Below are 25,915 nucleotides of genomic sequence, written 5' to 3'. Positions count from 1 at the left end.
TAATTTTTTATTGTCCTTTTACCATCTTAACAACCATTATACCCGCAAAAACCATAAGTACACCGCCAATATTATTCAGTAAAAAATTAAGCGCGGCGTCTTTATACATTCCCGCGCCAAGCTGGTTATGCATTTCCAGAGCGTATGACGAAAACGTTGTAAACGCTCCCATAAACCCCACCGCGAAAAACAGCCACAGATGGTTAAAATGCGGCACACCCTGCACGGTGGAAAACAGAATGCCTATCAGAAAAGAACCGACAAGATTAACCGCAAGCGTACCCCAGTGGGATACAACAGTCCCGGGAAACGCCAGGTTAACAAAGTGCGTGACAGCGTATCTTAAAACAGCACCAAGGCCGCCGCCTGCCGCCACCATAAGTATCTTATTAAGCATTTTCTTTTCTCAACTTTGAGATATCCGACTCTTCATAAATACGCCTGTTCTGTTCCACCCTGTTCATAGAATACAGATGAATTCCGGGCACGCCATTTTTTATCAGATGGTTTATCTGATTTACGGTATATTTCACGGTTTCATCACATACAGGATTATCAATTGCACAGGTGGAAGTGGCTGCTTTAAACCGCTCCGGAATCTCCACTCCGCACATCTTTGTCATACGTTCAAGGCTTGAAATCTTTGTCGCTGTCATTATTCCCGGCAGAACAGGCACTTTGATTCCCGCTTCCCTGGCCAATTTAACAAAATTGAAGTAATGGTCATCATTTAAAAACAACTGAGTGGTGATAAAAGAAGCCCCTGCTTCAACTTTATTCTTAAGATTTTCTATATCCACTTTTATATCTATTGCTTCAGGGTGTTTTTCAGGGTATCCGGCTACACCCACGCAGAAATCCCATTTATTCTTTATAAATTTAACAAGGTCAGATGCGTACTTGAAATCTTTCAGCGGGTCTTTAACACCTTCAGGCAGGTCGCCCCTTAGCGCCATTATATTCTGAATATTCTTTGATTGCAGTTCATTTAATATACCTGTAATGGAATCTTTTGTGGCGCCAATGCAGGTAAGGTGTGCCATGCAGGGTATTTTATAATGATTTTCAATACGTTCCGCAATTTCCACAGTCCTTGAACGGGTGCCGCCGCCGGCGCCAAATGTAATGCTTATAAAATCGGGCTTTAAATCCTTAAGCCCGTCCAGTGTATTATAAATTACCGATATATCCGAATCCGGCTTTGGCGGAAATATCTCCAGGGAAAAAACAAACTCTTTATTCTTTAAAATTTCGCTTATCTTCAAGTTATTGCCCCTTTCAAATTTTATGAATGTTATTATATATTAATAGATAGGAAGTTTAAAGGCAAAAATTTTACCCGTATTTTGAAAAGCCCATGCCTGCAGCTGCAGGTACAAAATATATCCTTGAAAAAGCCGCAATATATTGCGATTCCACATTATCATTTTCGGCATGTTTCTGACATTTCCTTCCACACGCCCGTTTCAACCATTTTTAAACAAAGCATCTAACCATCCAACCTTCCGCCTTAATAGTACTTCTTTATCAGTTCCTTCGCCCTTTTGACAGCCGCCCCAAAATACTCCATTTCATTCTTTGCCCTGTCCGGTTTTTCACCACTTACAAATTCCTGCCCTTCATATTCAATTGCTATCCACCCGGTATATTGCGCGCCGCTTAACACTTCAAACACCCTATCAAGATTAAAGTCGGATGTCTTTTTGCCGTCTTTGGATATGGCGTGGACTTTTAAGTGGCAGTTTACGGTATATTTCATTGAAGCGGCTATTGCTTTATAAATATCCTCATCGTGCCCAAGGTAATTCCCGGTATCTACATTCATTTTAACAGACGGGGAGTTAACATCTTTTATGAACCTGATTGCGGACTTTGAATCCGGCAGAAAACCGCCGTTGTTATGCGGCTCTACCGCAAGCGTTATTCCCTTTTTTTCGGCATATTTTGCGGCAAGCTTCATATACCTAACAGCTGTGCCCCGCATCTTTTCACGCATACCCGCGGGCGGCCAGCCGGCAAACACCCTTACATTTGGCGCGCCAAGGATATACGCGGTATCAATGCTTTTCTGAACGTATGTCAGATTTGCTTTATTATCCTTATCGTTCACATTGCCAAAATTATTGCCCGGCGATATTGCGGAAAAAGTAATATTTTTATCTGACGCGTATTTTTTCAATTTTAACAGGTGTTTTTCACCGTGAGATTTTAAATGCTCCATAATAAATTCAATTCCGCCAAGGCCATGTTCTGCATAAAGGTCAATCAAACCCATATCATCAATCTTTCCAAGTTCATAAGAATAGTGCTGCGACCATGTAACCGCGCTTAGCTTATATGACATTTGCGTTCTCCCTATACCGTAAGTTTAACCGGCTTGCCGGTTTTGGCGGACTGCCTTGTGGCAATAACAACAGCAGCGGATTTCATACCTTCTGTTCCGTCTATAATACATTTCTTTTTGTTTACCATACAGTCAACAAAATGCCCGATAGGGCTTATATTCCTGCTTTTCGCGGGAATCTTATACCTGACTTCCTTTACCGTGTTGTATGGATTTGCCGGATCCACCGTCCACACGCGCACCCTCTGCGGGTCATAGTTGGACTGGTTTACCATTGCTTTGCCTTTTGTCCCGTAAACCTGCACTACAACTTCATACGGGCTGTTTGTCCACGAGGCTTCATACACTCCTATTGTTCCGTCCGTGAATTTAAGCGCGGCTTCCACGTTATCTTCAAGTTTTGCTTTTTTCTTTACAAGGTTTGCCATATAACCGGAGACCGACGCCACATTCTTGCCGGTGACAAAACGGATAAGGTCAAGGATGTGTATTCCGACATCAACAGTCACGCCGCCGCCTGATTTTTTTTCATCAAAAAACCATGGAGAATCATCCGACCAGAATTCCGGCCCGGAATGGCCAAGCTTGCCGCGCACTGATACAACTTTTCCAATGATGCCGCTGTCCACTATATCTTTTAAAACTTCGTGGCCGGGGTCAAAACGGTGTGACTGTTCCACCATTAAAATTTTCATAGCCGCCTTTGAAGCCGCTATCATTGCTTTCATCTCTTTTACTGACATCGCCATAGGTTTTTCCACAAGGACGTGCATATTATTTTTTGCAGCGAATATTGACATAGGCGCGTGAAGATAGTTGGGGGTACATACGGAAACAGCTTCGCAGCCGCACTCTTTTATCATCTTTTTGTAATCTGTATATACAGCCGGTATTGAAAATATTTTCGCAAGGCGTTCAGCTTTTTTTCTGTTTATATCGCATATTGCCGCCACTTCCACATTCTTTAATTCTTTATACTGCGGAAGATGCGTCCTTTCCGCAATCTTGCCCGCCCCAATCACAGCCGCTTTTATCATTTTCATCATACTCTCCTGTTTATATGAATATTTACTTTTTTTATCGCATTATTAATGGAAACACTAAAACAGCTTCATGTCACAATGCCGATGCCATTAAGATACCTGCCGCCTATTCCATGAATTTTCAACGCCGGACACAGTAAAAACTGATATATCAACAATTCCTTCTATAACATTATTTTTTTAAAATACCTGATTTGAATGAAATATACATCACGAAAGCGTTTTAGTCAATATTAAGGTTTAACGCAGATATGTTTGATAAAATTTTTTAAATTTAGAAATAACCGCCCGAACAAGGTTCCCCGGATCTAAACCAAGCCTCTAAGCCTCCAAGCCTCCAACCATCTAACCTTCCAACCTTCTGCTCTTTATATCTGAAACCTTATGCCTGTCATTAAACTGAATACTTCCCCTGCCCATTCATACGTGAAGTTCCATTTAAAAGCCGCAATGCCTATTTCAAAACCCATTATAAGCCTTGCGTCAAGCATTGAAGGCGTGCTTGAATACGGCGCTTTTATCTCCGCGAATTCTGTCGCGGTATTTCCCGGATTTCCGGATTCAGTTATTGTTATATAGCTCTCTATCCCCGCCGTGGTTCCATAATTTCCAAAATTGAAATTAAGCCCAATCCCCGCAAAAGGGTTAAAGAAAAACAGCTCTTTATTCAGGACAAGTTTCATTCCCACTGTCTGCACATTCCATTCAGATGCAACCACCACCTGACCGTCAGTTACAATATCATAAGGCGTGCCGTTAATTTCCGCCGTATCCGCAGTATCCTGAGCAAGCGTAATCTTTACCCTTCCCGACAAGTAATCAAGGCTTAAAGCGCCGGTGACACCAAACGGGGATGTTTCCGTCTGTTTAACAAGCAAATACCTTTGTTCAAGTCCGAAAATATAATGCTGCGCGCGCATTTTTACCTTTTCCTGATTTATGCCAAAATCCAGCGTAAGGAATCTTATTCCAAGGTCAGTCTCTTTTCCAAACAGCGGGAAGAAACCGGATTTAACATGAAAAGCCCCCGCAGGAAGGGGAATATTTTTTGGAATGTCCGCGTTGTCCGTATCTATCTGCGGAAGGTAATCATATTCAAGAGATTTAAGGCCTTCCACATTAAAACTTCCCGCCGATATCCCAAGCTGCGCTCCAAATTCCGCGCCCGGAAAGGTGCATATATTTCCCGGGAAAACAGTACCCGCAGTACCGTTTAATAATATCTGTTTTGTAAGTTCCGAATTTATAAATCCCGAAATCTTTGTCAGGTCGTTTTTCAAAAGACCTGTTTCCGCTGTCAGTTCTTGAAGATCACTGTTAATATCCGCGTAAGCGGCAAATGAAAACATGCAAAAAACAAAAAACAAAATTAATTTTTTCATAGTTTAATACTCCTGTTGTTATTTAAATCTGAACCCAGCCTGTATTTTAAATGTGTTATCAAGCCTTTCAAAGCCGTATGAAAAATCAAGCGACGCGGACATTGACCTTTCCGGCCCGAATACAAATCTGGACAGCCCAAAACCCACAAAATATTCCTTATATGATTCCGTATCAAGCACCTGCGTGTAGCCGCCGCGAAGGTCAAAGTGTTTAAAAAACGTTTTTTCAATCCCTATTTTAACAATACCCAGATCCGCTATTTCACCCGAAATCATAAATTCCGGCATTCTGTAGCTTACGCCAAAAGAAGAAGTAAGCGGTACTCCTTCCGTGTATGTTTCATACTGGTTTTTCCATGATATCCAGGAAAATGAATCCCTTATCATTACCCCTGCCCTTATATTTTCATTTACCTGCCACATGGAAGACAAATCCAGCCCTATACCCCACGCGCTGCCTTTAATGCGCTCTTCGCCTCCGGATATATTCTGATCGCCGTAACCCGCAAACATAAATTTCACATTGGCGCCAAGCGAAAATCCTGACAGCATCCTGTTAACCCACCCGAAATTTTCCGCGTAAGATAAAAAGAATGTCTTTTCATCAAATATCTCATCACCGGAAATTATCATGCCCGCGCCTAACCCGCGCATTCTGCTTATGGGGAATATAAAGGAAGCGTAATTATATGGTATTATCCCTTTCTGCCGAAAATGCAGAAACGAGAAATCCTTATAATCCGACAGCACAATACCGGCAGGATTATAAAAAACAGCGTTGCTGTCATCCGCAACAGCGGTAAACGCGCCGCCTAAAGCGGAAGGCCTTGCCGTTCCCACATCCGTAAAAGCGCCTGAAACACCGGGATTGGCATAAACCGCGCCCGCCGTAAGAATAAAAAGTAAACACATCAATTTTTTCATCATAACCTCCATAAAAAATTTATCCAATAAACTATTAACCAATATCCCATAAATATAAAAATTATCCTATAAACTTGTATCCCATATCCAATAAATATAAAAACATTCTTTCATTCAATTCAACTGCCGCGGGCTAAAGACCCGCGTCTACCGGATCTAAACCGAGCTGCCGAGCTGCCGCTCTATTTCACTACCGCCACAGAGTACAAATACTGTTTTTTCTCTTTGGCGTCTTTTATTTCCACCTGTATTATATACCTGCCGTTAGCGCACCATTTGCCGCTTTCATCCCTGCCGTCCCAGTAATCATTATTAACAGCACCCGCCGCCCTGAACTGCCTGTCTATGATTGTCCTTACAAGTTTTCCGGCGACATTAAATACTTTTATTGTAGTTTCAACAGACGACCCTTCTTTAGTGCTTATTGCGTACCTTATCTTTAATTCCCCTCTTTTAGGAGAAAACGGATTAGGCGTTAATTCCGAGAAGTCCATTGCCAGCTGCCCCATTTCTGACAGCACTGCAAACCGCGACAATGTTGAGGACCCTGTGCTTATTGAAGACCCTGATACTGTTCCGCCGATTGATATCCATGAGAGAGTGTCCGCGCTCCATATTCCCGCGCTGTAATTACCGCCGGTGTATTCTGCCGGTATAGGAAGCGTAACCGTGCAGTTCATATCAAAAATTACGCCTTCTGTAATTTTATAAATACTACCCATTGCCTTCAAATCACGCGAGGTTCCATAAATACCTGATGCAGGCATCTTATACATTGTTATCCTGTCAAGTGTGTTCAGCGGAGAGTATGCACCTGAAGGTATCTGAAGGCTAAAACCTTTATAATCGGTGACATCCACAGCCCCCATTCCCGCGTAAAGTTTCTGGTATACCGGGCATTCGTAAGCGCCTTCGTATCCCTGCGCCGCGGCAAATATTGTTATCTGTCCTATGTAATTTGTATCAGGCGTAAAGACGCCTGCTGAAGTTATTGTACCCGCTTCCTTCGGCGAAACCCTCCACGAAAATACGGCAGATACAGACTTGCCATCCCCGTCTTTTAAAACTGCCGCAAAATTATACGGCCCGCCGATGTTTGTGTTAAACACAGGATTAAGCGGCCCTGTAATTGTAATACCGCCGCCCGTTAACGGCGACATTGTAAATGAAGCCGTAACAGTTGTGCCTGCAGCGATTGAAATATACTCCTGGACAGGAGAAGAGGAGTAACCGTCCTTTACCGGGACAAGCGTGTAATTTCCCGCAGGCAATACATGCCAGAAAATTCCCGTCAAATCGGTTGAAGCAGTTCCGTACACGGTATCCGGGAAAGCCTGATCGTAAATATTAACCGTAACTGCCGGCATTGCATTTGCATCAGCATCCTTAATTGTTCCCGCCACTCCGCCCGTCTCACCGGGATTAACTGTCATTGTATATTCCTGCTGCGCGGTAACACCGGCTGTAAGATTAACCGTAGAATTAAGAGTTGTATACCCGCTTTTTGAAACTGTTACATTATAATCCCCCGCGTTAAGCGCGGTAATTGTAACACCGCCGTCAGCGCCGGTTGTACCTGAACCTGTGTAGCCAAGGTTGGACCCCGTACCTTCAAGGGTGATAAATGCCCCCTGAAGCGCAGTACCCGCGCCTGTGACATTCGCATAAAGAGCCGCGGTTTTTTCCGTAAGCATTAAATTCAGCCCTGTTAAATCACCCAGTGAAACATCCGCATTCTGTTCCAGTACATTATATCCATCCTTATAAACAACAATATTATAGGCGAGTGCTAAAAGTCCGGCGATGGAAAAATTTCCCGAAGCATCAGTTACAGCTGACGTAACAAACGTATTATCAAACCTGAATACCTGCACCGTTGCACCCGCTATATTTACAGCGCCGTCATTTACATTTCCGGAGATTGTCCTTGGCGTAGAAATCTGACTAAGTACTAATGTCCCTATATATGTTGTTCCGATGCCGATTAAAACATCCGAAACCACGGCATCAGAATACCCTGCCTGCGAAACTGTGATGTTGTAAGTTCCCGGAAGAAGAGGCATGGCAAAAGCGTTTACAGGTGATGGGCCCAAAACCGCTTTTGTATTGCCGTTGGCTGAAACAACAGCATTTATCGGGCTTACATCAGAAGTGGCTATGTCCATCTGAAGAGTGCCGTAAGCTGCGCTCATTGCCCTATCAAAATGATAAAGATGTGCAGGAATTCCCCAAGTTGCAACATCATCAGATGTGGAAGTATATCCTGCTTTTACGCACTGTACCCTCACAGAAGTACTTAAACCGGGTATCATGGCAACATAACGCCCCGATCCGTCTGTCATAGCATTAATTGTGGCTCCCGGCGCGGTGACCGTTACCGCAACACCGTTAAGCGGATTTACACCATCAGTTATTATACCCGTTATTGTTTGCGCGTCAGGAAAAAGCTGCAGGTTAATAATCTTTGCGTTATATGTTGTATTTGAAGAATCAACAGAATCTGTTGTCAAAGAAGAATTCACATACCATAATTTTGATGCGTAAACCGATATCCCGCCTGTCTTAACCCCTGTAAAATAAACCCCGTTTGTATCCGTTAAAACAGTCTTTGTTACTCCTGACGCGTTTAAGATATAAACAGCCGCTGAATTCACGGGGTTAACCCCGTCTGTTACAACGCCTGTCAGGTAACCTATATCCGGAATTAAAGTAAGGTTATTCCCGTTTGATATCTGCCCCGGAGAAAGTGTAAGCACAACATCAGACGAATCATTAAATCCGTTTTTTGAAGCATAGACACTGAAAACCTGCGGATTAGCCATAATGGAAATCGAATAATTTCCCAGGCTGTCTGTTAAAGCCGTTTGTGTAACCCCCGGCCCTACAGCAAAAACTGCCGCCCCGCTTACAGGCGTGCCTAAATTATCACGCACAACGCCGTTAATTACGCACGCGTTTGGCGACAGAACAAAATCTATATCATTTAAAGTCTGCCCCACGCCGACTATTATAGGCTCATCGCCATCTGAAGAATATCCGGTTTTAGCCCCCGAAATTGTGTAAGTACCTGATAACATTGAAAGCGAATAATTTCCCGACGCATCAGTATATACTGTTGTTACTCCGTTTGAAACCGCCGCGCCTTCAAGCGGCGCGGTTCCGTCTATTGTTACCGTGCCGTTTACAAAAGAGCCGTTTTCCGACATTGCAAAATAATTTCCAGACGACGTGTTTCCGCCGGTTATAAAAGAAACTGTCCTGCTTTGGTCAGATGTATAGCCGCTGTAATACGCGTCAACCGTAAAATCGCCAATGCCGGCGCTTATGGAATACGCTCCAAAAATATCGGTATAAGTTTCTAGAGGACTACCCGCAGAAGGCACCGCCCGCACCAACACACCCGCAAAAGGCGCCGCGTTTCTTGACACAGTACCGCTTATTATGTTTGCCTCAGGAGACATTGTAAAATTCCTTACCTTTGACTCTCCAAGCGCAACTGACAGCGCCGAAACAGGCGGCGGCACAAAACCTGTCTTACTTACAGCAACTTCATAACTGCCGTCCGGCAGTGAAATAAAATAATTACCCGATGAATCTGTTGTGTCAGTATAAGTGTTGGAAATATCTGATACCGCCACCACAGCGCCCGCTATTCCCTGCGCCGTGTCATTTGTAACCTGCCCGGAAACAGAATTCAGATTTTTAACCATTATAATAGGAGATAATTTAATCACATCATAATTACCTGTCATTGTTCCATCCGGTACAAGCTCTGTTATTACAGTTTCCGCATACCCCGCTTTAACCGCGGTTATCTGCCACGGGCCGTAATTATCAAGATAAAGGACAAAAGCACCGTTTGCCAGTGTGGAAGCGGTGGCTGTCACGCCGTCAAGTTTTGCCGTTAACTGCACTGCCTGCAGCGCGTTAGCAGAATCATCGGTAATACTTCCGGTAAGAGAATAAGCGCTTTTTGTAATGGTAAATGTTTCGCTTACAGCGCCTGCAACTGCCACACTGAAATCCTGCGTATTATACCCTTCTTTTTTCACTGTAAACTTATACGTTCCGGCAGGCAGGTCAATATCAAAGGTTCCATCATCCCTGCACGTGTAAGGGTAAAGGTTTACCGAACCGCCGGAAATGGTTTCCACAAAAAGAATTGCCTGAGGTACTGCCTCTGTCCCCAAAGAAGTATTCTCATTTATTGCTATATGGACGGGATATACAGTTGTCTGATAATTAAATGACCTGACCGCGCTTTTTACGCCTTTGCCTGCGGAATCAAAAGCCATCACATACCATTCATAATTAGCATTATAAAGCCATATGTTATACGGGATATTTATCTGCGTATCAAGCGTTTCCCCACTCCACACCGGCACGCTTGCAGAGCCTATTATTTCGCCGCTGCCCTCTTCTTTTCTTGATAGAAAAACTTTATACCCTGATGCTCCTGCAACGCTATTCCAGGAAAGATCAACTTCCTGATCAATAAATACAGCGCCGTCCGCAGGAAGGTTTAACACAGGCGCCGAAACACCCGCAGGCATATTAACCGTAAAAGCCCTTACTCCGGAGAATGCATCTGATATTAACGAAGGAGAGCCGCTATAATTATTTACCACAGCCCAGGAATAAGTAAGCCCCTGTACCAAAGGGGGCGGTGCAAGTTTGTCATAATATCCCGACGGGTCAGGCTGAGGATACTCTATGCTTGTCTGGTCGGTGGTGGCCGCCCAGATCACGTTGGCGGTGATTGAAACAGAACCTGAACCAAAATCTATTTCCGCCTTGCTGTCAAACATAAACACCGTATAATAAGGGACACCTGCAACCGGCTGCCAGCTTAATACCGGATTAAGGGTTGTCAATACAGCATTATTCGCGGGCGCAATATACTGCGGGGCATTAGAAGATTCAACATAAAGTTTAAATTCGCGCGAAGTTTCATTTATAACCGTGTCTGATACGCGGCAATAGTAGACACCGCCTGTCATGCCATAATCCTGAGGAACAAAAGCGGCTTCCCCAAGGGCAGTCTGGTTTATCTGCCCTGAATATGATGACGGCGAAGTTCCAAAAACTATTTCACAGGTGCGCGTAATCGGGCTTGCCGTAAAACCATCATCCCAACGCACAGTAACAGATTCATCGTTTGGTATTAATACCTTCGGGTTTTCGGTCACACGCGGCAGCGAAAACGCCGACGCGGCAAACACGGATATTAACAAAAATGAAATAATAATTTTTTTCATCAGGCACCTCTTTTATATTTTTACGCTAAAAATTATATGTTACAGCTGATTTTAAGACCGGAAAAGGCACTGCCATAAATTCCATTTCCGCGTCTATGTATTTTCCTATTGGTATAACCATTCCCATTGATAGTACCGGTATCGGGAACCACGAAGTCTGTTTGGTTATCTCTCCGGTATCTTCATTTTTTATTTCTGTACCTTCATTTGAAAGTATTATTCCGCCCCCAAGCTGGAAACCGCCAAAATTAAAACCAAGGCGGAAAGCGTCCATCATTGTCAGATGCACTTTATCGGCGCCGTACGAAATATAAAAAGGGTCAAAGTAATGCGTGTAATTGAACGCTATAATTACTCCCGGCTTCCATGCAAGCGTTACCCTTGCAAAAGAAGGCAGTTTAATTTTCAGTTCTTTATCCGTGCCATCCATTGCTTCTTCCTGTGTCAGCGTTACATCAGAAATATCTATTGAATCCGGAATGGTGTGATATTTTATATCCAGCCTGCCTTTGTATTTAAGCTCCGGCTGAATTGAAAAATCAATTGCGGTTTCCACCGAATCGTCCGGTGAATGAAGCGATGTCCCAAACCTTAATCCCCAGCCTTCAGCCCTTAAATCGCCCGCAGCCACAGCGTTTAAACTGTTGTCAGGCCGCGTGTTGAATTCATAATCATTGCCGGAATACCGCGCAATTGCATCCACCTGCGCGCCGGCATCCGTGAAAAAGCGCGATTCAATTCGTTCCAAAACAGCTCCCGCAGCCCAGATAGGCGTTATTTTTCTTGCCAGCCCGAATGACGTCACCACATTTCTTATATCCATATTTACAAGCGCGTTTACTTTGGCGCGTGCGTCCACGTCTATCATGGAATTTTCATCATCCGTCATATTAATTAAAACTTCCGTACCGTTTAACAGCATGTCAAATTCCATCGTAAATTTTTCTTCCCTGGCAAGTCCAAAACCCGCGCCGTTATCCGCAAAAGGCACCATGATTTCAAGGGAAGTTATTCCGGGCGGCTGGCCTATGTGCCCTTTTATAGTATCTATTGTGGTGGTAACACCCGCGGTTTTTGTCATGTCCTGAAACGATTCTTCAAGGTTTTCATTTATTATGCTTTCAACGCTCTGCCCCGCAAAAGAAGCTATCATTCCCGTATCCATTCCCAGCGAAACAGGTATAAGCCCAAGAGAAGCAGTTGCTGTTTTCATAAATGCAAGGCAGGCAGGATTGTAAGAGGTAAAACTTTGATGAAAATCAAGGGTGGAAACCGTACCGCCGGCCCTTAAACCGTCGCCGCGCGAGCCGTAAAAAGCATCTGTCTGAATTGCGGCGCGAAAATCAACAGAGCCGCCGTAAAATTCCCTGATTGTCATCACTGTTTCCGCGAAAACGGAACAGAAAGATAATAAAAACAAGAAGAAAAAGATGAATATTTTCTTTTTCATATACCCTCCAGGTTATTGATTTTTTATATTATACCCTATAAACGGGTGATTTTAAACCGCATTTTTGAATTGGTATTTAAAAAAATCTGCGCGGATTAAATACCCGCATCTGCCAAACCAAAAAAAAACAAATCAACAGCCCCGGGCTGAAGCCCGCACCTACCACGGCATTAAAACACAAAAATCAAAAAACCAGGACACAATGTATTGTGTCTCCACAATAAAAAACAAAGCTTTAAAATAAAAAAGGCGGCCATGAAGGCCGCCTTTTGATAATTAAATTAATAAAATCTACTTAAGCCAGATATCATCCAGATATATTGTACCCTTACCCTGCATACCGCCAAGCTGAACGCCGACAACGCCTATAGCGGATGGGTCTAAATCATTATTTCCCGCCTGTGAGCCGGAATATATATTCTTGAAGAATTCATCAAAAGGAATTTCATAATAAGCCCACTTTCCCGCGCCTGTCTGGCTTGGCGAATTCCAGTATTCCCCGTCGCCGCCGTTTGCCGCGGCTTCATTTACAAAGAAATAAAAAGTTGTATTTTCCGGAGCAAGTACCCATGCCGTAATAAACTTTCTTCCTGCGGCATCAATGTAACCTTCGGTTGCATAAGCGCTGGCAAGAGCCGCGCCGCAGCCCCATTCAGAACTTGTCCCCGTGTCATAAGCCGAAGCCGCAGAACTGCTTCCGTTATATTTTTCATCGCCTGTAACCGCAAACTTAGACATATTAGCCGCCGCCTGCGTGTTGGCGTAAGAATAAGACATCGGGATATTTCCCCTTTCAAAATCATCAAAAAGAACGGGCTTTAACACAGCCCCTGCAGCGGCCTTTGAAACCCTTGCGGTACCGGGTTTTCTGAATGAAATTACGCCCGCGCAGGAAGTAATTAAAAATAATGCCGCTATGAATGAAGAAATTACAATTGTTTTTTTCAATTCAGCCTCCGAAATAATTAGTTTCTGTGATTATTTAAAATATACATCATCTATATATACTGTTCCCTTGCCTACCGAACCGGAAAACTGCAGCCCTATGGTGCCCATTGCAGTCATATCAACCGCGTTATTGCCTTCCTGATTTCCGGAATATATATTTTTGTAAAACTCATCCATGCTTACTTCATAAAGGTCCCATTTACCTGTACCTGTCTGGTTAGGCGAATTCCAGAATTCCCCGTCCCCGCCGTTATCCTGCGCTTCGTTGCAGAAGAAATAAAAAGGCATACCCGCAGGCGCTTTTACCCAGATTGAAAAGGTATCCCTGTCTTTAGCATCTATATAACCGCCGCCGTACGCGCTTTGGGTTCCTATGCCAACACCCCACGCGCCGTCAGCGCCGGTGTCAAACGAAGAAAACGCGGAATAATTTCCGCCGTGTTTTTCATCCATCGTCGCCACAAACTTTTCAGCCGAAGCGTTTCCGCCCGTATTGGCATATGAATAAGAACCGACAGCTGTGCCGGCTTCAAAATCTTCAAATAAAACGGGTTTAAATTTCTTCTTTACAGTTTTAGGCACTATCTTTCCGCCGGTAATACCCGGAGTTTTCACTTCAACAACGCCGGCACAGGAAGTTAATACGAACAACGCGGCTGTTATATATGCTATAAATTGTATTTTTTTCACTTTTTAACTCCTGTTTGTTTATATAAGTTCTTCCGGCCGCGGTTTAACCCGCGGCCGGATTTATATCAGTATTGCCTTTATTTATTAATAATAAAGTTCTATATCGTCAATCCATATTTCGCGGGAGTTAGGATAACGGTTCTCTGCCGCCGGATCTCCGAATGTCTGGAACTGTATCTGTTTCACATGCTGAAGTACCGTGGTGATCGCGCAATCTCCGCCGGGTGCAGAGCAGTCTGTGGTAAGCGGAGCGCCCCATGTTTCATAAGCAAGCGAGGAGAACGGTATCTCTATTAATGTCCAATCCGTGGCACTGGCCATAATATTAAAGCCCGCATCATTGGCTTTTGTATAACTTGACGTAGCCATAATCGCAGCTTCTTCTCCGACAGGCATTTCCGGATGATACTTCCCATCACAGTTAAGCTGGTTGGTAAACGGTATCTTAACCCTCCAGTTCATTCCGTCGCCTTTATACCAGAACCTTATTCCGGTAAAGCCCGAAATATCAACTTCCTGACAGTCCAGCGGATCGTCAATAAGGCCGGCAACACCGGTCTGTCCTGCGGTATAACCTGTGGCACCTTCACCTGCTGTAGGTGTTAACTGACAGCCCATACCGATAAAACCAAACCTGAATACCGTTGTTTCGTCAATAGGATTATATATTGTAATAGTACCAAGCCCGGTGCACGTGGTATCTAACCACCAGCTGCCTGACCCGCCTTCGCAGCCAGTTACATAACCGGTAATACGCGCCGCAAAACTCTGTCCATAAGGAGAACCGGTATAACCGGGAGCTGACATTACAAAAGGTTCAGGAGAAACAGATTTCCTCTCAGCCCATGTATCAGACATAGGCCAAACGTAGGATGTTCCATTATTCTGCTTTGAGTTATCGTCATAAGTTATCCAGTATCCGCCGGAATTTAAAACCGGCCCGCCTGTTACCTGGAAATCATTCTGGTTTGGCCCATATATGTCTTCACAGTCATCTATCCAGCCTGTGGGTTTTGGAATAGGCGTCTCAGTCGGAGTACTTGTAAAAGTACGTGTAAATGTGTTTGTTGGAACAGCCGGGTCAATGGTATTTGTTTCAGTAGGAGTATTGGTAAATGTATGCGTATATGTTGCCGTGCCTAAATCTTCCGGCGCAACCGGAACCGTTCTTTTCTTGCTGCATGCCGAGAATATTATCCCGACTGCGGCAAGTACCACTATTACCGTTACCAGAGCTTTTTTCATATTCGGTATTACCTCCCTCAATTTTATCTTTCTTTAATATATTATTTTAAAACCGCGGTTCCCCAACCGGCAGGATTCTTGTAACTTTCAGCGTATCCCGACCATGTGAACTGAAGCTTTCTTGCCGCGCCTTTTGTTCCCTGGTCATCTATGCTTATGTCAAAAGAAATTTCATTGCCGCTTGCAACGTTCCACGCAGGAAAGAAAGAACCCGGAACCATTGCTTCAATGATGTATCCGCCTTTTATCTTTTTTGCCTTTATTTTTGAACCTTCCGCATTCTGTTCCATGTTAAAACAGTAAACTTCCGGTTTGTTTATTACTTTGCCTTCTTTATTTACTTTCCCCGGGTTAAAACCAAGCTGGTAGTCAGATTCCGTGTACATTTCCCTTTCCGGGTCTGAATTATCAAATCCAATAAATACTTCCACCGCATTTCCGTTCCACATATCTTTGCCTACATTATTATTAGCAATTCCTTTGGGGCTTTTTACTTCTGCAGCTACATAAAGCGCGTCTTCCGTAAAAGCAACATAAACTTTCCCAGACTGAACTTCTTTGCCCGCCCATTCCGCCTTACCGTGAGTTAACATTTTTGCACTGTCAAGAACAACAGGTTTAACTGCCGCCCAGTCCGCAAGCGAACCGTCAATTGTAAAACCTTCCGATACGATGCTAAGAGTCGTTTTTGGTTTTTCAGCGTAAACAAACACCGCCGAGAAAGCCAGTACCAGTACTGCCATTACCGCGATTTTCTTCATTTTATTGCCTCCTTTAAAGATATTTTTTATTGTTTCTTTCTGTCAGTTTGACGGAATTACCTGACAAAAAGTTTACATTAAATTCATCAAAATATACCGCATCAAACCGCAGCTGCCACTTTTTACACCGGAGACGCAACATGTTGCGTCTCTACAATAAAGAACAAAATACTTTTAGAACAGAATACTTATCTTTGCGCCAAGTTCCTGAGCGTTATAACTGTTGTAATCGGAGAATTTCGTGCCTATCGGCTCACCGTAATAAAGCGCGTCTTCAGCTGTTTTTACGGTCCTGTTATCTTCTATAAGGGTATTTGTAAAATATATACCCATTGTTACGGGTTTTGCAACTTTAAATTCCACTCCGCCGCCAAGGCTTGTGATTGTATGGTCGTATCTTAACTGCGCCATAGGGGCTATCGCGCCGGTACCTGAAATATACGAATCAAAACCCTTTATGCTGTTGCTCTTGAATCCCAAATACGCAAGCAGCTTTTTCTTTATTATCTGATATTCAATTCCAAGGTCAATACCCGTGGAATCAAAAGCAACCTTGGAATTTCCTACAGCGTCATTTTTAACACTTTCCATTTTAACGCCTGCCATTACCGCTACCTGCCAGTATTCAGCCCTTGCGCCAACTTCAATAACAGAGAAATTCTTAGGTTTCTTTTTTATAAACGGTTCAGGTTCCGACGCCATTTCAAATACAAAATGCGGTGATATCATATTGTCAAGATAATCGCCTTTAAGAGCCACTTTGATACCCGACCTGTTTGGAGTTGAATCGCCGTAAGGGTTTGTCGCATTTTCATATACGGGATAATCCAAAAGATTTCCGGGCCTTGACGCAATTCCGTCTTCCTGAAGCGAAATAACCGGATTATACTGCGTGAAAGGGTAAACTTCTCCGCCTATCATATAAGCGGGAGGAAGCCCGACTCCCGGATTTATATTCCAGGTATTATTCTGCGTAAGATAAGGGAAATTATTTGCTTCGTCATATATTCTTGTCTGAGCAGCATATGCCGTGAATGAATTTCCGACATTCCTATATGAAATTTCGACCGTTGTGTTGAAATAGTTTGCTTCAATGCCCGCCTTTAAAGCGGCGCCTTCAGCATAATGGTGGCTTGTTGCGGTAAGGCACTGATAGCCGGTTGTGCTGTCATAGTACCACTGCCTCCATTGTTTTCCTTTTTTGGGAGTGTACATTGATTTGGCAAATTCACCGGATATCTTTACATAACCATCATCCTCTCCTTCACCAAACATAAACTTAAAAGCACCGTCGCCTGAAAATACATAGTTATTAAATACATCTGAAATGGCAGGGTTTAACGCCTGTGCCGCGGAAAGCTGTGTGCCTGTATCTTTTGCATCAGTAATTTCATTGTAGTTTACGCCCACTTCAAGCATATCTTTAAGCGAAAAATCTGTTGCTATCCTGCCGCCTATCATATACTGATCGTGATTATACGTTACCCCGCCGTACCCCGGTTTATTTGATTCACCCAGCCTTGCTCCAAGCACCATCATGTTAACATCAACTGAATCAAACAGTTCAACTATAGTCTGAATCTTGCCGCCGTTTAACGGCCATGAATTATCAAGAAGGTAAAGTTCGTTCTTATTCATATCCCTTTTATCGGCAAAAACCTTGGCTTCAAAAGGCCTTTCATCATCAACCGCCCATAATGTAAACGGGGTCTGTTTTCCCTGAAAATCACCGAATACAAACGACACAGGCATATCGCCCTGAATGAAGAATCTTCTTAAACCATAAACATCTTTGCTGCCCCAGAAACCGCCAAACATATTTTCCAGCCTGAATGTGGCTTCCGCGTAAAGGTCTTTTCTTGCGCGAAGGGAAAACTTTAAGTCAACATACTGCGTTATAGGCCTTACGCGTTCAACAGGGTCTCCCACTGACTGATACTTATTTCCGAATAAAAGAAGGTCTGTCATATAAGCGTTAGATTCGCCGTTAATCCTCATTCCTATTGAATTAAGCAGTTTATCCTGCTTCATTTCTATTTCTTTCTTTTTGGCGCTTAAATCGCCTATTGTGTTTAAGATATCATCAAGTTTTTTCTCGGTGCGCATCATATCTGTCATGTACGCTTTGACAAGGTCATATAACTTGTTGATCTTACCCATCAGATCGCTGCCGCCCGATGACGAATCCCCTGCAGCCGCGTAAAGTACGTTATCAACGCCGTTGTTGATATAATCAACAACTTCAGCGCGTGTAAGTGCGTCTTTTTCAAGCGGCATTGTTATTATCCCGCTTTCAGAGAGCTCTTTTATATTCTTATAAGACCAGTGATCCTTTCCGATAAGGTCATCCGCGGCAAAAACAAAAGCCGGGACAATAAAAAGCATTAATACAACCGCAATTTTCTTTAACATTAAGTGTACCTCCATATATTTAGTAAATATTTTTTATCTTTAAATACAACACCTTCATTACAAACCTTACGCGGACAGCGCAGGAGCGCTGTCCCTACAAGAACAAAAAAAACCAAGAAAATTATATACTTTTTTGTGCGCTTTTAAACATAAGCGCTACAAAAAGTATAGTCATCTGTAACGTTCAGCCTGCGCGTTTCACGCTTGGCTTCACGAACAGCTGACTAGAAGAAATTCTTTACTTCCATAAACAGGAACCAGCCGTCAAAGTCCTGGGTTTTCCATTCGCTTGTGGGTGTGTCCCTGTAATCCTTGTAATATAAATCCTGATGGAAGAACCTTTTAGCCCTTAAATATAATGACGTCCTTGGCGCAAAGTCATAATCAAGCCCAAGACCGTAACTGTTATCAAGATATTCAATAGGCTTTTTAATATCCCTGTTTGTAAGCGCGACTGACTGCGATGAAGACCAGCGTTCTATTGAAGCTTCAGCCATTAAGCCTATTTTTCTTGTCGGGTTAAAATATATGAAACCGCTTAAAAGATTCTGCGTGAAAAACGCTTTTCTGTCGCCAAACGTAACCATAAGGTCAGCGCCCGGCCATACGGTTACAAGTTCGCCGTACCCCTGAATAAATAAATTATCTTTCATGCCTAATATTTTATTAAGCTGGAGTTTTAATTCAACAGAGGCATTATTTGTATACTTCTTAGAACGGTCAAGCGGGTCAACATCAAGTACAATTACTTCTTTATTGGTAAGCCACTTATCTGTTATAAGATAACGTTTTCCGCTGTAAGTTCCGGCTCTGTGAAGCCCGCCTGTTAAACCGTCCGGATCATTATATTTCCAGAAACCTGAAAACGCGTCAGAATCAGGATATCCATAACTGCTGTAGAAAAGGTGCCACCACATGGGTCCTGTAAGCCTGTTGCCGGAAACAAAGTGGTCCACATAAAGCCTGTTTGTGGTCGGGTTTATCTGCGATGCCGTACCGTAAGTGAAGTTTAAGAAGCCGCCCGGTATTGGCACGCTTGCAAGCAGGTCAATTCTCTGGGTATTATTATATAGAAGAGTGGGATCGCCGGAATAAGAGTGCCAGTCCAGCTTTGCGTGCCTTGAATCATCCGGCGGGGTGTTAAGCTGGTAATACGTAGTGTCAATGATAGCAGAAGCATCCGCTATATATGTAGGGTCAATTTTGGAGTATTTGCCTGTAATTGTCGCGTGCGTTTTAAGTTTACCCTGTACATAAGCCGCGCTGCCCGCCGCGTTTACCCTGGGTGAATATAAGTCAATAGGATCAAAAGGCTTCATCCAGCCGTGGTAATCTGAAAATTCGTATTCGCCGGTTAATTCAAATATATCCATTAAATTGAACTTGGCGTCGCCGCCGACTATTGTGTTTGCCTTCAAGTAGCCGTCAGGCGCAAGAGGATAGTTATAATCAGCGGGCGCCTGCGGATCGCTTGATATAATTTCACTTTTATCATTTGAAGTGTTAAAAAAGTTAACCGCAATATGAGAAGCTTTTAAAGGCCCAAATTCAAGGGGCTGTAAATACCTTCCCGCGAATTCATAAAGGTAAAGCACATCATAGAACTCTTCAAATTTTTCGGCTTTGCCTGCCATAAGCTTAAGCCTGCCTTTAGTGCCGAAGAAATCGTTGTTGTAAAGCGCTATACCCATAAAGCCGTGTTTTGACCAGATATCGCCGCGCGCGACAAAAGAGTGCAGGAAAGCGTTTTCATAATGCCCTTTTGTTGTTTCTTCAAGCGCGTAATGGTCGCGGTCAAATAAAGCCGGCCTGTTTGAAAGCACGGATTTTGCGACAAACGGGGTGATGTCTTCCCAGAAAAACCCTGTGGAAATCGCCCATCCAAAAGCGCCTATGTTAATTGTGTATTTGTCCAAAAACCTCTGCCCTGTTCCCCAGTATTCCGGATAATTCATTACAGGCGTGCCGTCAGAAAGAATAAGTTTCTTTTCCGCTTCGTTCCATGGTTTTTCAAAGGTAAGGTTTAATTTAAAATTAATGTCCTGCGTTATTACCCCTTCTGTCCACAACTGCATGAATGTTCCGCCTAGCGATGTATGGTGCACGGGGGAAACGCCAAAAGCTTCAACGTCCTGCCAGCGCGCGGTTAACATACCCTGAACCTTAAAAGGCGGAATACCGCGGTATGTTGTCTTTTCGTGTTCCATTCCCGCTTCTATTGTTTCCGGATATATCTCTTCTATGTATGCTTTAAAACCCGCTATTTCAGGGTTGGAAAGAAGCTTTTCCGCTGCCTGAACCCTTTTTCTCATCTCTATTGTTTTGTTATAAATTTCAAATGCTTTTGCCCTGTAAATATCAAAATATTTTCTTAACATGGCTGTCTTGCCCTGCGTATTGGTGCCGGGCGCGACGCTTGTGGCGGCAATAATATTATTTGCGCCTTCCACAATATACCTTGCCGCGTCATATGAGCTCATCGGAATAGTTTTAAAAGTATCAGGCATTACAGATGTAATTACACCTGACTGCGCCAACAGATAAAAATCATGATAGATAGGGTCTGTCTGAGGAATGATTAAATTTTCTGTGTCCGTTAACGCGAATACAGACGCGGAAAAAACAAATATTAGGATAAGTGGAATTGCAATTTTTTTCATGCTTATCTCCTTAACAAAATTTCCCTGTTTTGTAATAATGTCCGCTTATTATAGCAGAAATTTCAGTTCGGTCAATTAATTTTTAATGTATTAATAACAAAATTTTAACGTTAAAACCGCATATGGATTATAAAACACATCATATGAACGATTTAACAGTTAAGCTATAGCGAAACAAATTTCTTACGTTTTCGCTTCTGCTTAACTGCTTATAGCTTAATTCGCTATTTTAAAAATCAATTGCCGCGGGCTAAATACCCGCGTCTACCAATACTAAAACTTACAAGCCTCCAAGCATCTAAGCATCCAATCATCTAAATTATTTCATAATAATAATCTTATCTGTCTTTGCCCTTGCTTTATTGCCTTCCGCGTCTTCCGCGGTTATGGAGTAATAATACGTTCCCCTTGCCAGCTGCCTTAACATACTTTCCGGCAGTTCAATTACATTATAGCCCTGCATTAAATTCCTGTCAGATGTATATATTTCCGAGTATTTTACAAGCCTTGCGGAAACAGTGTATATTTTAATTTTTATTACCTTTGCCTGTTTTGTTATTAAGAACCTTATTTTTACCGTACCATCCCCGCTTACAGGATTGGGATATATAAGCGGTTTTTCAGGTATTGAAATTTTTCCGTCAGGCGTTGGCGACGGCGTCCACACCGGGGTGTAAGTATAAGTTACAGTTGGTGTATCAGTAAACGTCTGCGTGGATGTATATGTATTTGTTGATGTCGGAACAGTTGCAGTGTGCGTATTTGTGGCCGTATGCGTGTTTGTGAAAGTTGAAGTTGGAACTGTTGGCGTATGAGTATTTGTGAATGTATTTGTGTGCGTATGCGTGAATGTGGCTGTGTTTGTATTGGTAAGCGCAGGCACAGTTGAAGTATTGGTATGTGTTGCAGTGAATACAGCTGTATTTGTGTTTGTAGCGGTATTAACCGCGGTATAAGTGTAAGTAGGAGTATTAACTTCAGTATTTGTGTGCGTGGCTGTGCTAACCATCGTGTACGTTTCAGTCGGAGTATCAACAGGAGTGTTTGTTTCCGTTGCCGTGTTTTCAGCGGTATTAGTTGCCGTATATGAATAAGTGGCAGTGTATGTCAGCGTTGCCGTATCCGTATCCGTAGCCGTGTAAGACGGCGTATTTGTATATGTTTCAGTCGGCGTGTTTGTGTAAGTCTGTGTGTTTGTAGCGGTATCTGTCGCAGTGGGTGTATTTGTGTCAGTTGCGGTATTGGTAAATGTATTTGTGCACTGCGGTATTGTTGTAGGCGTTACAAGAACTTCGCTGAATACATTATTTGTTTCATCAAGTTCCGCAATAACGTTATTTATATCCGCCGTAATATTAACAGCGCCCGAAGGCACATACTGCATCCAGAACGAACCGCTTCCCCCGGGCGGAAGGTCTGATACCGCCACAGTATTCCCGTCAACATCAATTACAAAAGCGGCTGCCGGGTCACTGCCCTGATTTCTGTAAAACACAAGTACTCCCTGCGCCTGCATTCCCGCGCCGATAATACACGGCACAGGATTCTGCACGGTAAGTGAAGCTGACAGAATTACAAGATCCGGCCCGCCGGGTATTGGCGTGGCAGTTGCCGTATGCGTGTGTGTGTCTGTAGAGGTATTGGTAAACGTGTTTGTCACAGTATAAGTACGGGTAAAGGTGGACGTAAAAGTATTGGTGGCTGTAAATGTATTTGTATATGTATTGGTAAAAGTGTTTGTTATTGTGTGAGTATAGGTGGAAGTATCCGTAGGCGTATTTGTTGAAGTGTGAGTGTTTGTAAACGTATCAGTAGGCGTGTTTGTTAAAGTGTTTGTATCCGTAAAAGTACGCGTTGCAGTATTTGTAAAGGTGGCTGTATTCGGTATAGGCGTATTTGTCGCGGTGTAAGTGTTTGTCCGCGTATTTGAAGCCGTATAAGTATACGTGGCTGTAGGCGGTATCGGTGTGTTGGTAGCAGTGTAAGTATTTGTGCGTGTATTTGACGCCGTATAAGTAAACGTGGCCGTCAGCGGTATGGGCGTATTGGTTGCCGTGTAAGTATTTGTGCGTGTATTTGAAGCCGTATAAGTATATGTGGCCGTAGGCGGTATGGGAGTGTTGGTAGCCGTATGTGTGTTTGTGTTGGAAGCAGTGGGCGTATTGGTTCTTGTATTGGTGTATGTGTAAGTGGATGTATGGGTGTTTGTTGCCGTAGGCGTAGATGTATAAGTTCTTGTATTTGTGGGTGTTGAAGTGGTGGCGTCCGGGCAGCCCGTCGCGCCCGTGCAGACATGCCTGCCGGTTGCCGTATCCCGCGTTGTATTGCTTACATATTCACATACCAGATTTGTTCCCTGATAGAGCACGTGCCCGCTGTTATTCTGATAAGTGGTCCATGTCTTTTCTATCTTCGCGTAGTCATCGCATTCAGCATCAAAAGGCGTCTGATAACCGTCCCTGTTAAGCCTGCCCTGTACAATAATATATCCGCCATTGGCAGGAATATCCGTGGCCGGGAAAGATATAACCACTTTTTTTGTTCCGCCCGTGCAGGTTTCACCCGCAGAAGACGCAAGCGTGGGGCTTATTGAAGTGTAACCCGAACCGTCGGCATTATATTTTGCCGCGGAATCTATTGCGCCTGCAATAGTTCCTGTTGTCCCAAGCCAGATAACAACTGTAATATTTGAAGCGCTAACCGCCGTAGTTTCCCAGTTTGTAATCTTATAATCAAAACCAAAAGAATTATCGGTACACGAAGCCACACTTCCGTTTGTTTTTACTTCAAGGTTAAGTTTGCTTGTAAGCGGCGGTATCGGGGTTATTGTTGCTGTTGGAGTGGCCGTGTATGTAAAAGTCTTTGTCCACGCCGGGTCAGGAGTATTTGTTCTTGACGGAGTGTAAGTGTATGTAGGGGTGGGCGGATTGCTCATGTAAATATAAGCGGCAACAGAACCCACAAAACCCGCGTTGTAATCAACACCCACTTCATTTGCAACGTAATCATCTATTTTATCATTATAATTACTGCACGAAGCACGCGGTCCGCCCACAAGTGCGCCTTTAAGCTGATATAAATAAGGAACACTTCCCGGGCTTGAATTTTCCTGCGGCCATTTGGTATCAGCATCTGTCGTCCTTCCAAAAGCGGCGCGGTGATGAGGATGTTCCACGCTGCCTGCCGAAGCATTATCCGGATTTGTGTAACCTATTAAAAACGACCTTCCTGCCTGAGCACCGGGAGAACCCGTTATATCACCGTGTGTGCCTAAAATAAAATCAATGTTATTTTTCAGAAATGTTATCGCTCCGCTTTGTTCCGTCCCGGTTGAAATCCGGCTGTACAGCGCTGCTATATAAGCCATATTAGCAGCATATCTTAATGAACCCCATTCGGTTTTAAACGCGTATGAACCTGTACCGCATGTAACCATTGATGCCTTGTAAGAATCCACTTCTGTTTTTAACTTGGCCAGCTGTGATGTATCGCCGGCTTTATACAGCTCATAAGCGGCAATAGGTTCCGTGTGGTCATAGCAGAATATCCAGTTTGTGGGCATTGTATAGCTGTTCCCTGTAAAACCCTGAGCCTTTGTAAGATACGTTGAAGCATCCGCTGAATTTCCCCTTGCAACCGCGGCTTTTCTTATGGCAATCGCTCCCCACGCCATATCGTCACCCCAGTTGCCCGCGGGATAATAACCGCCGCCGCCCACAGCGTTAGGGCTTGTCTCTCCTGTGGCAAGATATGCTTTAGCTTTTGTATAACAGGTATCGGCATAAGCGGAATCATACGGCGCGTATGCAATAGCCATTAAAGCAAGCGAAGCTGCAGCGTTTCCGGCAATGTTGCTTGCGCCTGAACTTGCAAAACTTACCGGCCTGCCGCCGTCTTTTTCTCCGCCTTCTGTTACATTATAAGTATTGCCGTAATAAACCGGCTCTGACATATGCTTGTGGTCGTAATCGCCGTTTCCTTTTTGGTAATAAAAACCGCTGCCTGTGTGCGCCTTTATAAGCCAGTCTGTCATAACTTTAGCTTCATCAAGGATATCCGGAATTCCGTTTGCCGGAGGCGCCGAATAAGCCTGCGTATATCTGTCTTCGTGAGACGCCTGAAATTCAACGTAAGAGTGAAGAAGTACAGAACACGCATAAGGCGCTGTCTGTCCGAATAATACATGGTCACCGCAGTCATGCCATCCGCCTGTAAGATCCCTGCTGACTGTCTGCCCGTCTTTTACATGGCATGCGCCGTGTATCCACGATTTAGTGTCACCGCAGCGCTGGGCGCCGTAATAATAAGTTGATAAATACAGCGCTTCCCTGTAATCATGCGCCGCAAAAAGGTTAGTAAACGATGATACGGCAATAAATGCCGCAAGTGTAATTAAGGCTTTTTTCATTGCTGTAAACCTGCCTGTTTAGATTAGCAGCCTAATGTATATAATTTACCATATTTTTAGACAATTAAATGTATAAAAAGTTTCGTATTTTGAACAAGGTTTTGTATTGTAAAACGTTATAAAAATATTATTAATTATAATGGCTGTTGCGAGTTTTTCGCATTTATTTTTGTACAAAAATAGGATAAAACTCTCATATATCGACCAAGGAGCCAGGATATGGAATACAGAATACGCCCGTCAAAAAATTTTATTGTTCACCTGCAGACCATCAAGCAAAACCGCTCTATTTATCAACAAATACGAGTATGTCAGTTCTTTTGTGTAAACAGCCATTCATAGCTACTCTTGATCCAAGTTAAGTCTACCTTCAAAAACAATCGCAAACTG

At 43.5% G+C, this 25,915-nt stretch carries 15 protein-coding genes; all 15 read right to left on the bottom strand.

Going from position 1 to position 25,915, the window contains the following annotated elements:
* Positions 1–7: 7 nt before the first annotated feature.
* Positions 8–397, bottom strand: coding sequence for a fluoride efflux transporter CrcB (gene crcB, locus JXR81_11335; GenBank protein MBN2755435.1), 390 nt, complete (start codon positions 395–397; stop codon positions 8–10).
* Positions 390–1,265, bottom strand: a complete 876-nt coding sequence (gene metF / locus JXR81_11330) for a methylenetetrahydrofolate reductase [NAD(P)H] (GenBank protein ID MBN2755434.1) — start codon at positions 1,263–1,265, stop codon at positions 390–392. Before metF ends, crcB begins: the two co-directional genes overlap by 8 nt.
* Before the next feature lie 245 nt (positions 1,266–1,510).
* Positions 1,511–2,344: a sugar phosphate isomerase/epimerase gene (locus JXR81_11325; GenBank protein MBN2755433.1), complete on the bottom strand. Its 834-nt coding sequence runs from the start codon at positions 2,342–2,344 to the stop codon at positions 1,511–1,513.
* An 11-nt stretch (positions 2,345–2,355) separates the two neighbouring features.
* The gene (locus tag JXR81_11320; protein ID MBN2755432.1) at positions 2,356–3,387 is read right to left on the bottom strand and encodes a Gfo/Idh/MocA family oxidoreductase; all 1,032 of its coding nucleotides are present in this window, start codon (positions 3,385–3,387) and stop codon (positions 2,356–2,358) included.
* A gap of 368 nt (positions 3,388–3,755) precedes the next feature.
* Positions 3,756–4,769 carry a hypothetical protein gene (locus tag JXR81_11315; protein MBN2755431.1) on the bottom strand — a complete coding sequence of 338 codons (1,014 nt, stop codon included), beginning with the start codon at positions 4,767–4,769 and terminating at the stop codon, positions 3,756–3,758.
* Positions 4,770–4,787: 18 nt separating this feature from the next.
* Positions 4,788–5,693: a hypothetical protein gene (locus JXR81_11310; protein MBN2755430.1), complete on the bottom strand. Its 906-nt coding sequence runs from the start codon at positions 5,691–5,693 to the stop codon at positions 4,788–4,790.
* 182 nt (positions 5,694–5,875) lie between these two features.
* A complete protein-coding gene (locus tag JXR81_11305) occupies positions 5,876–10,951 on the bottom strand; it encodes a carboxypeptidase regulatory-like domain-containing protein (GenBank protein ID MBN2755429.1) in 5,076 nt (1,691 codons plus the stop codon).
* A gap of 25 nt (positions 10,952–10,976) precedes the next feature.
* Entirely contained in the window at positions 10,977–12,401 is a 1,425-nt protein-coding gene (locus JXR81_11300; GenBank protein ID MBN2755428.1) for a hypothetical protein, read from the bottom strand.
* A gap of 291 nt (positions 12,402–12,692) precedes the next feature.
* Positions 12,693–13,349, bottom strand: coding sequence for a CIA30 family protein (locus JXR81_11295; protein ID MBN2755427.1), 657 nt, complete (start codon positions 13,347–13,349; stop codon positions 12,693–12,695).
* A 30-nt stretch (positions 13,350–13,379) separates the two neighbouring features.
* Complete coding sequence (locus tag JXR81_11290; protein ID MBN2755426.1) at positions 13,380–14,039, bottom strand: hypothetical protein; 660 nt, start codon at positions 14,037–14,039, stop codon at positions 13,380–13,382.
* Positions 14,040–14,123: 84 nt separating this feature from the next.
* Positions 14,124–15,284 (bottom strand): hypothetical protein, encoded by a 1,161-nt coding sequence (locus JXR81_11285; GenBank protein ID MBN2755425.1) that lies wholly within the window; start codon positions 15,282–15,284, stop codon positions 14,124–14,126.
* Positions 15,285–15,325: 41 nt separating this feature from the next.
* Entirely contained in the window at positions 15,326–16,045 is a 720-nt protein-coding gene (locus tag JXR81_11280; protein ID MBN2755424.1) for a hypothetical protein, read from the bottom strand.
* A gap of 174 nt (positions 16,046–16,219) precedes the next feature.
* On the bottom strand, positions 16,220–18,457 hold the full coding sequence (locus JXR81_11275; GenBank protein MBN2755423.1) for a hypothetical protein: 2,238 nt from the start codon (positions 18,455–18,457) through the stop codon (positions 16,220–16,222).
* A 224-nt stretch (positions 18,458–18,681) separates the two neighbouring features.
* Positions 18,682–21,117 carry a hypothetical protein gene (locus JXR81_11270; GenBank protein MBN2755422.1) on the bottom strand — a complete coding sequence of 812 codons (2,436 nt, stop codon included), beginning with the start codon at positions 21,115–21,117 and terminating at the stop codon, positions 18,682–18,684.
* 319 nt (positions 21,118–21,436) lie between these two features.
* Positions 21,437–25,525, bottom strand: coding sequence for a glycoside hydrolase family 9 protein (locus tag JXR81_11265; protein MBN2755421.1), 4,089 nt, complete (start codon positions 25,523–25,525; stop codon positions 21,437–21,439).
* Positions 25,526–25,915: the final 390 nt, after the last annotated feature.

The sequence above is a fragment of the Candidatus Goldiibacteriota bacterium genome (assembly GCA_016937715.1).
Taxonomy (GTDB): Bacteria; Oederibacteriota; PGYV01; order PGYV01; family PGYV01; genus PGYV01.
Note: the sequence above shows the minus strand (reverse complement) of the source record. Positions and strands in the feature narration are given on the sequence as shown.

Coding starts and splice junctions, on each gene's coding strand:
- JXR81_11325 (MBN2755433.1), bottom strand. CDS start 2,344: ATGTCATATAAGCTAAGCGCGGTTACATGGTCGCAGCACTATTCTTAT.
- JXR81_11305 (MBN2755429.1), bottom strand. CDS start 10,951: ATGAAAAAAATTATTATTTCATTTTTGTTAATATCCGTGTTTGCCGCG.
- JXR81_11310 (MBN2755430.1), bottom strand. CDS start 5,693: ATGAAAAAATTGATGTGTTTACTTTTTATTCTTACGGCGGGCGCGGTT.
- JXR81_11285 (MBN2755425.1), bottom strand. CDS start 15,284: ATGAAAAAAGCTCTGGTAACGGTAATAGTGGTACTTGCCGCAGTCGGG.
- JXR81_11315 (MBN2755431.1), bottom strand. CDS start 4,769: ATGAAAAAATTAATTTTGTTTTTTGTTTTTTGCATGTTTTCATTTGCC.
- JXR81_11275 (MBN2755423.1), bottom strand. CDS start 18,457: ATGTTAAAGAAAATTGCGGTTGTATTAATGCTTTTTATTGTCCCGGCT.
- JXR81_11320 (MBN2755432.1), bottom strand. CDS start 3,387: ATGAAAATGATAAAAGCGGCTGTGATTGGGGCGGGCAAGATTGCGGAA.
- crcB (MBN2755435.1), bottom strand. CDS start 397: ATGCTTAATAAGATACTTATGGTGGCGGCAGGCGGCGGCCTTGGTGCT.
- JXR81_11280 (MBN2755424.1), bottom strand. CDS start 16,045: ATGAAGAAAATCGCGGTAATGGCAGTACTGGTACTGGCTTTCTCGGCG.
- JXR81_11270 (MBN2755422.1), bottom strand. CDS start 21,117: ATGAAAAAAATTGCAATTCCACTTATCCTAATATTTGTTTTTTCCGCG.
- JXR81_11300 (MBN2755428.1), bottom strand. CDS start 12,401: ATGAAAAAGAAAATATTCATCTTTTTCTTCTTGTTTTTATTATCTTTC.
- JXR81_11265 (MBN2755421.1), bottom strand. CDS start 25,525: ATGAAAAAAGCCTTAATTACACTTGCGGCATTTATTGCCGTATCATCG.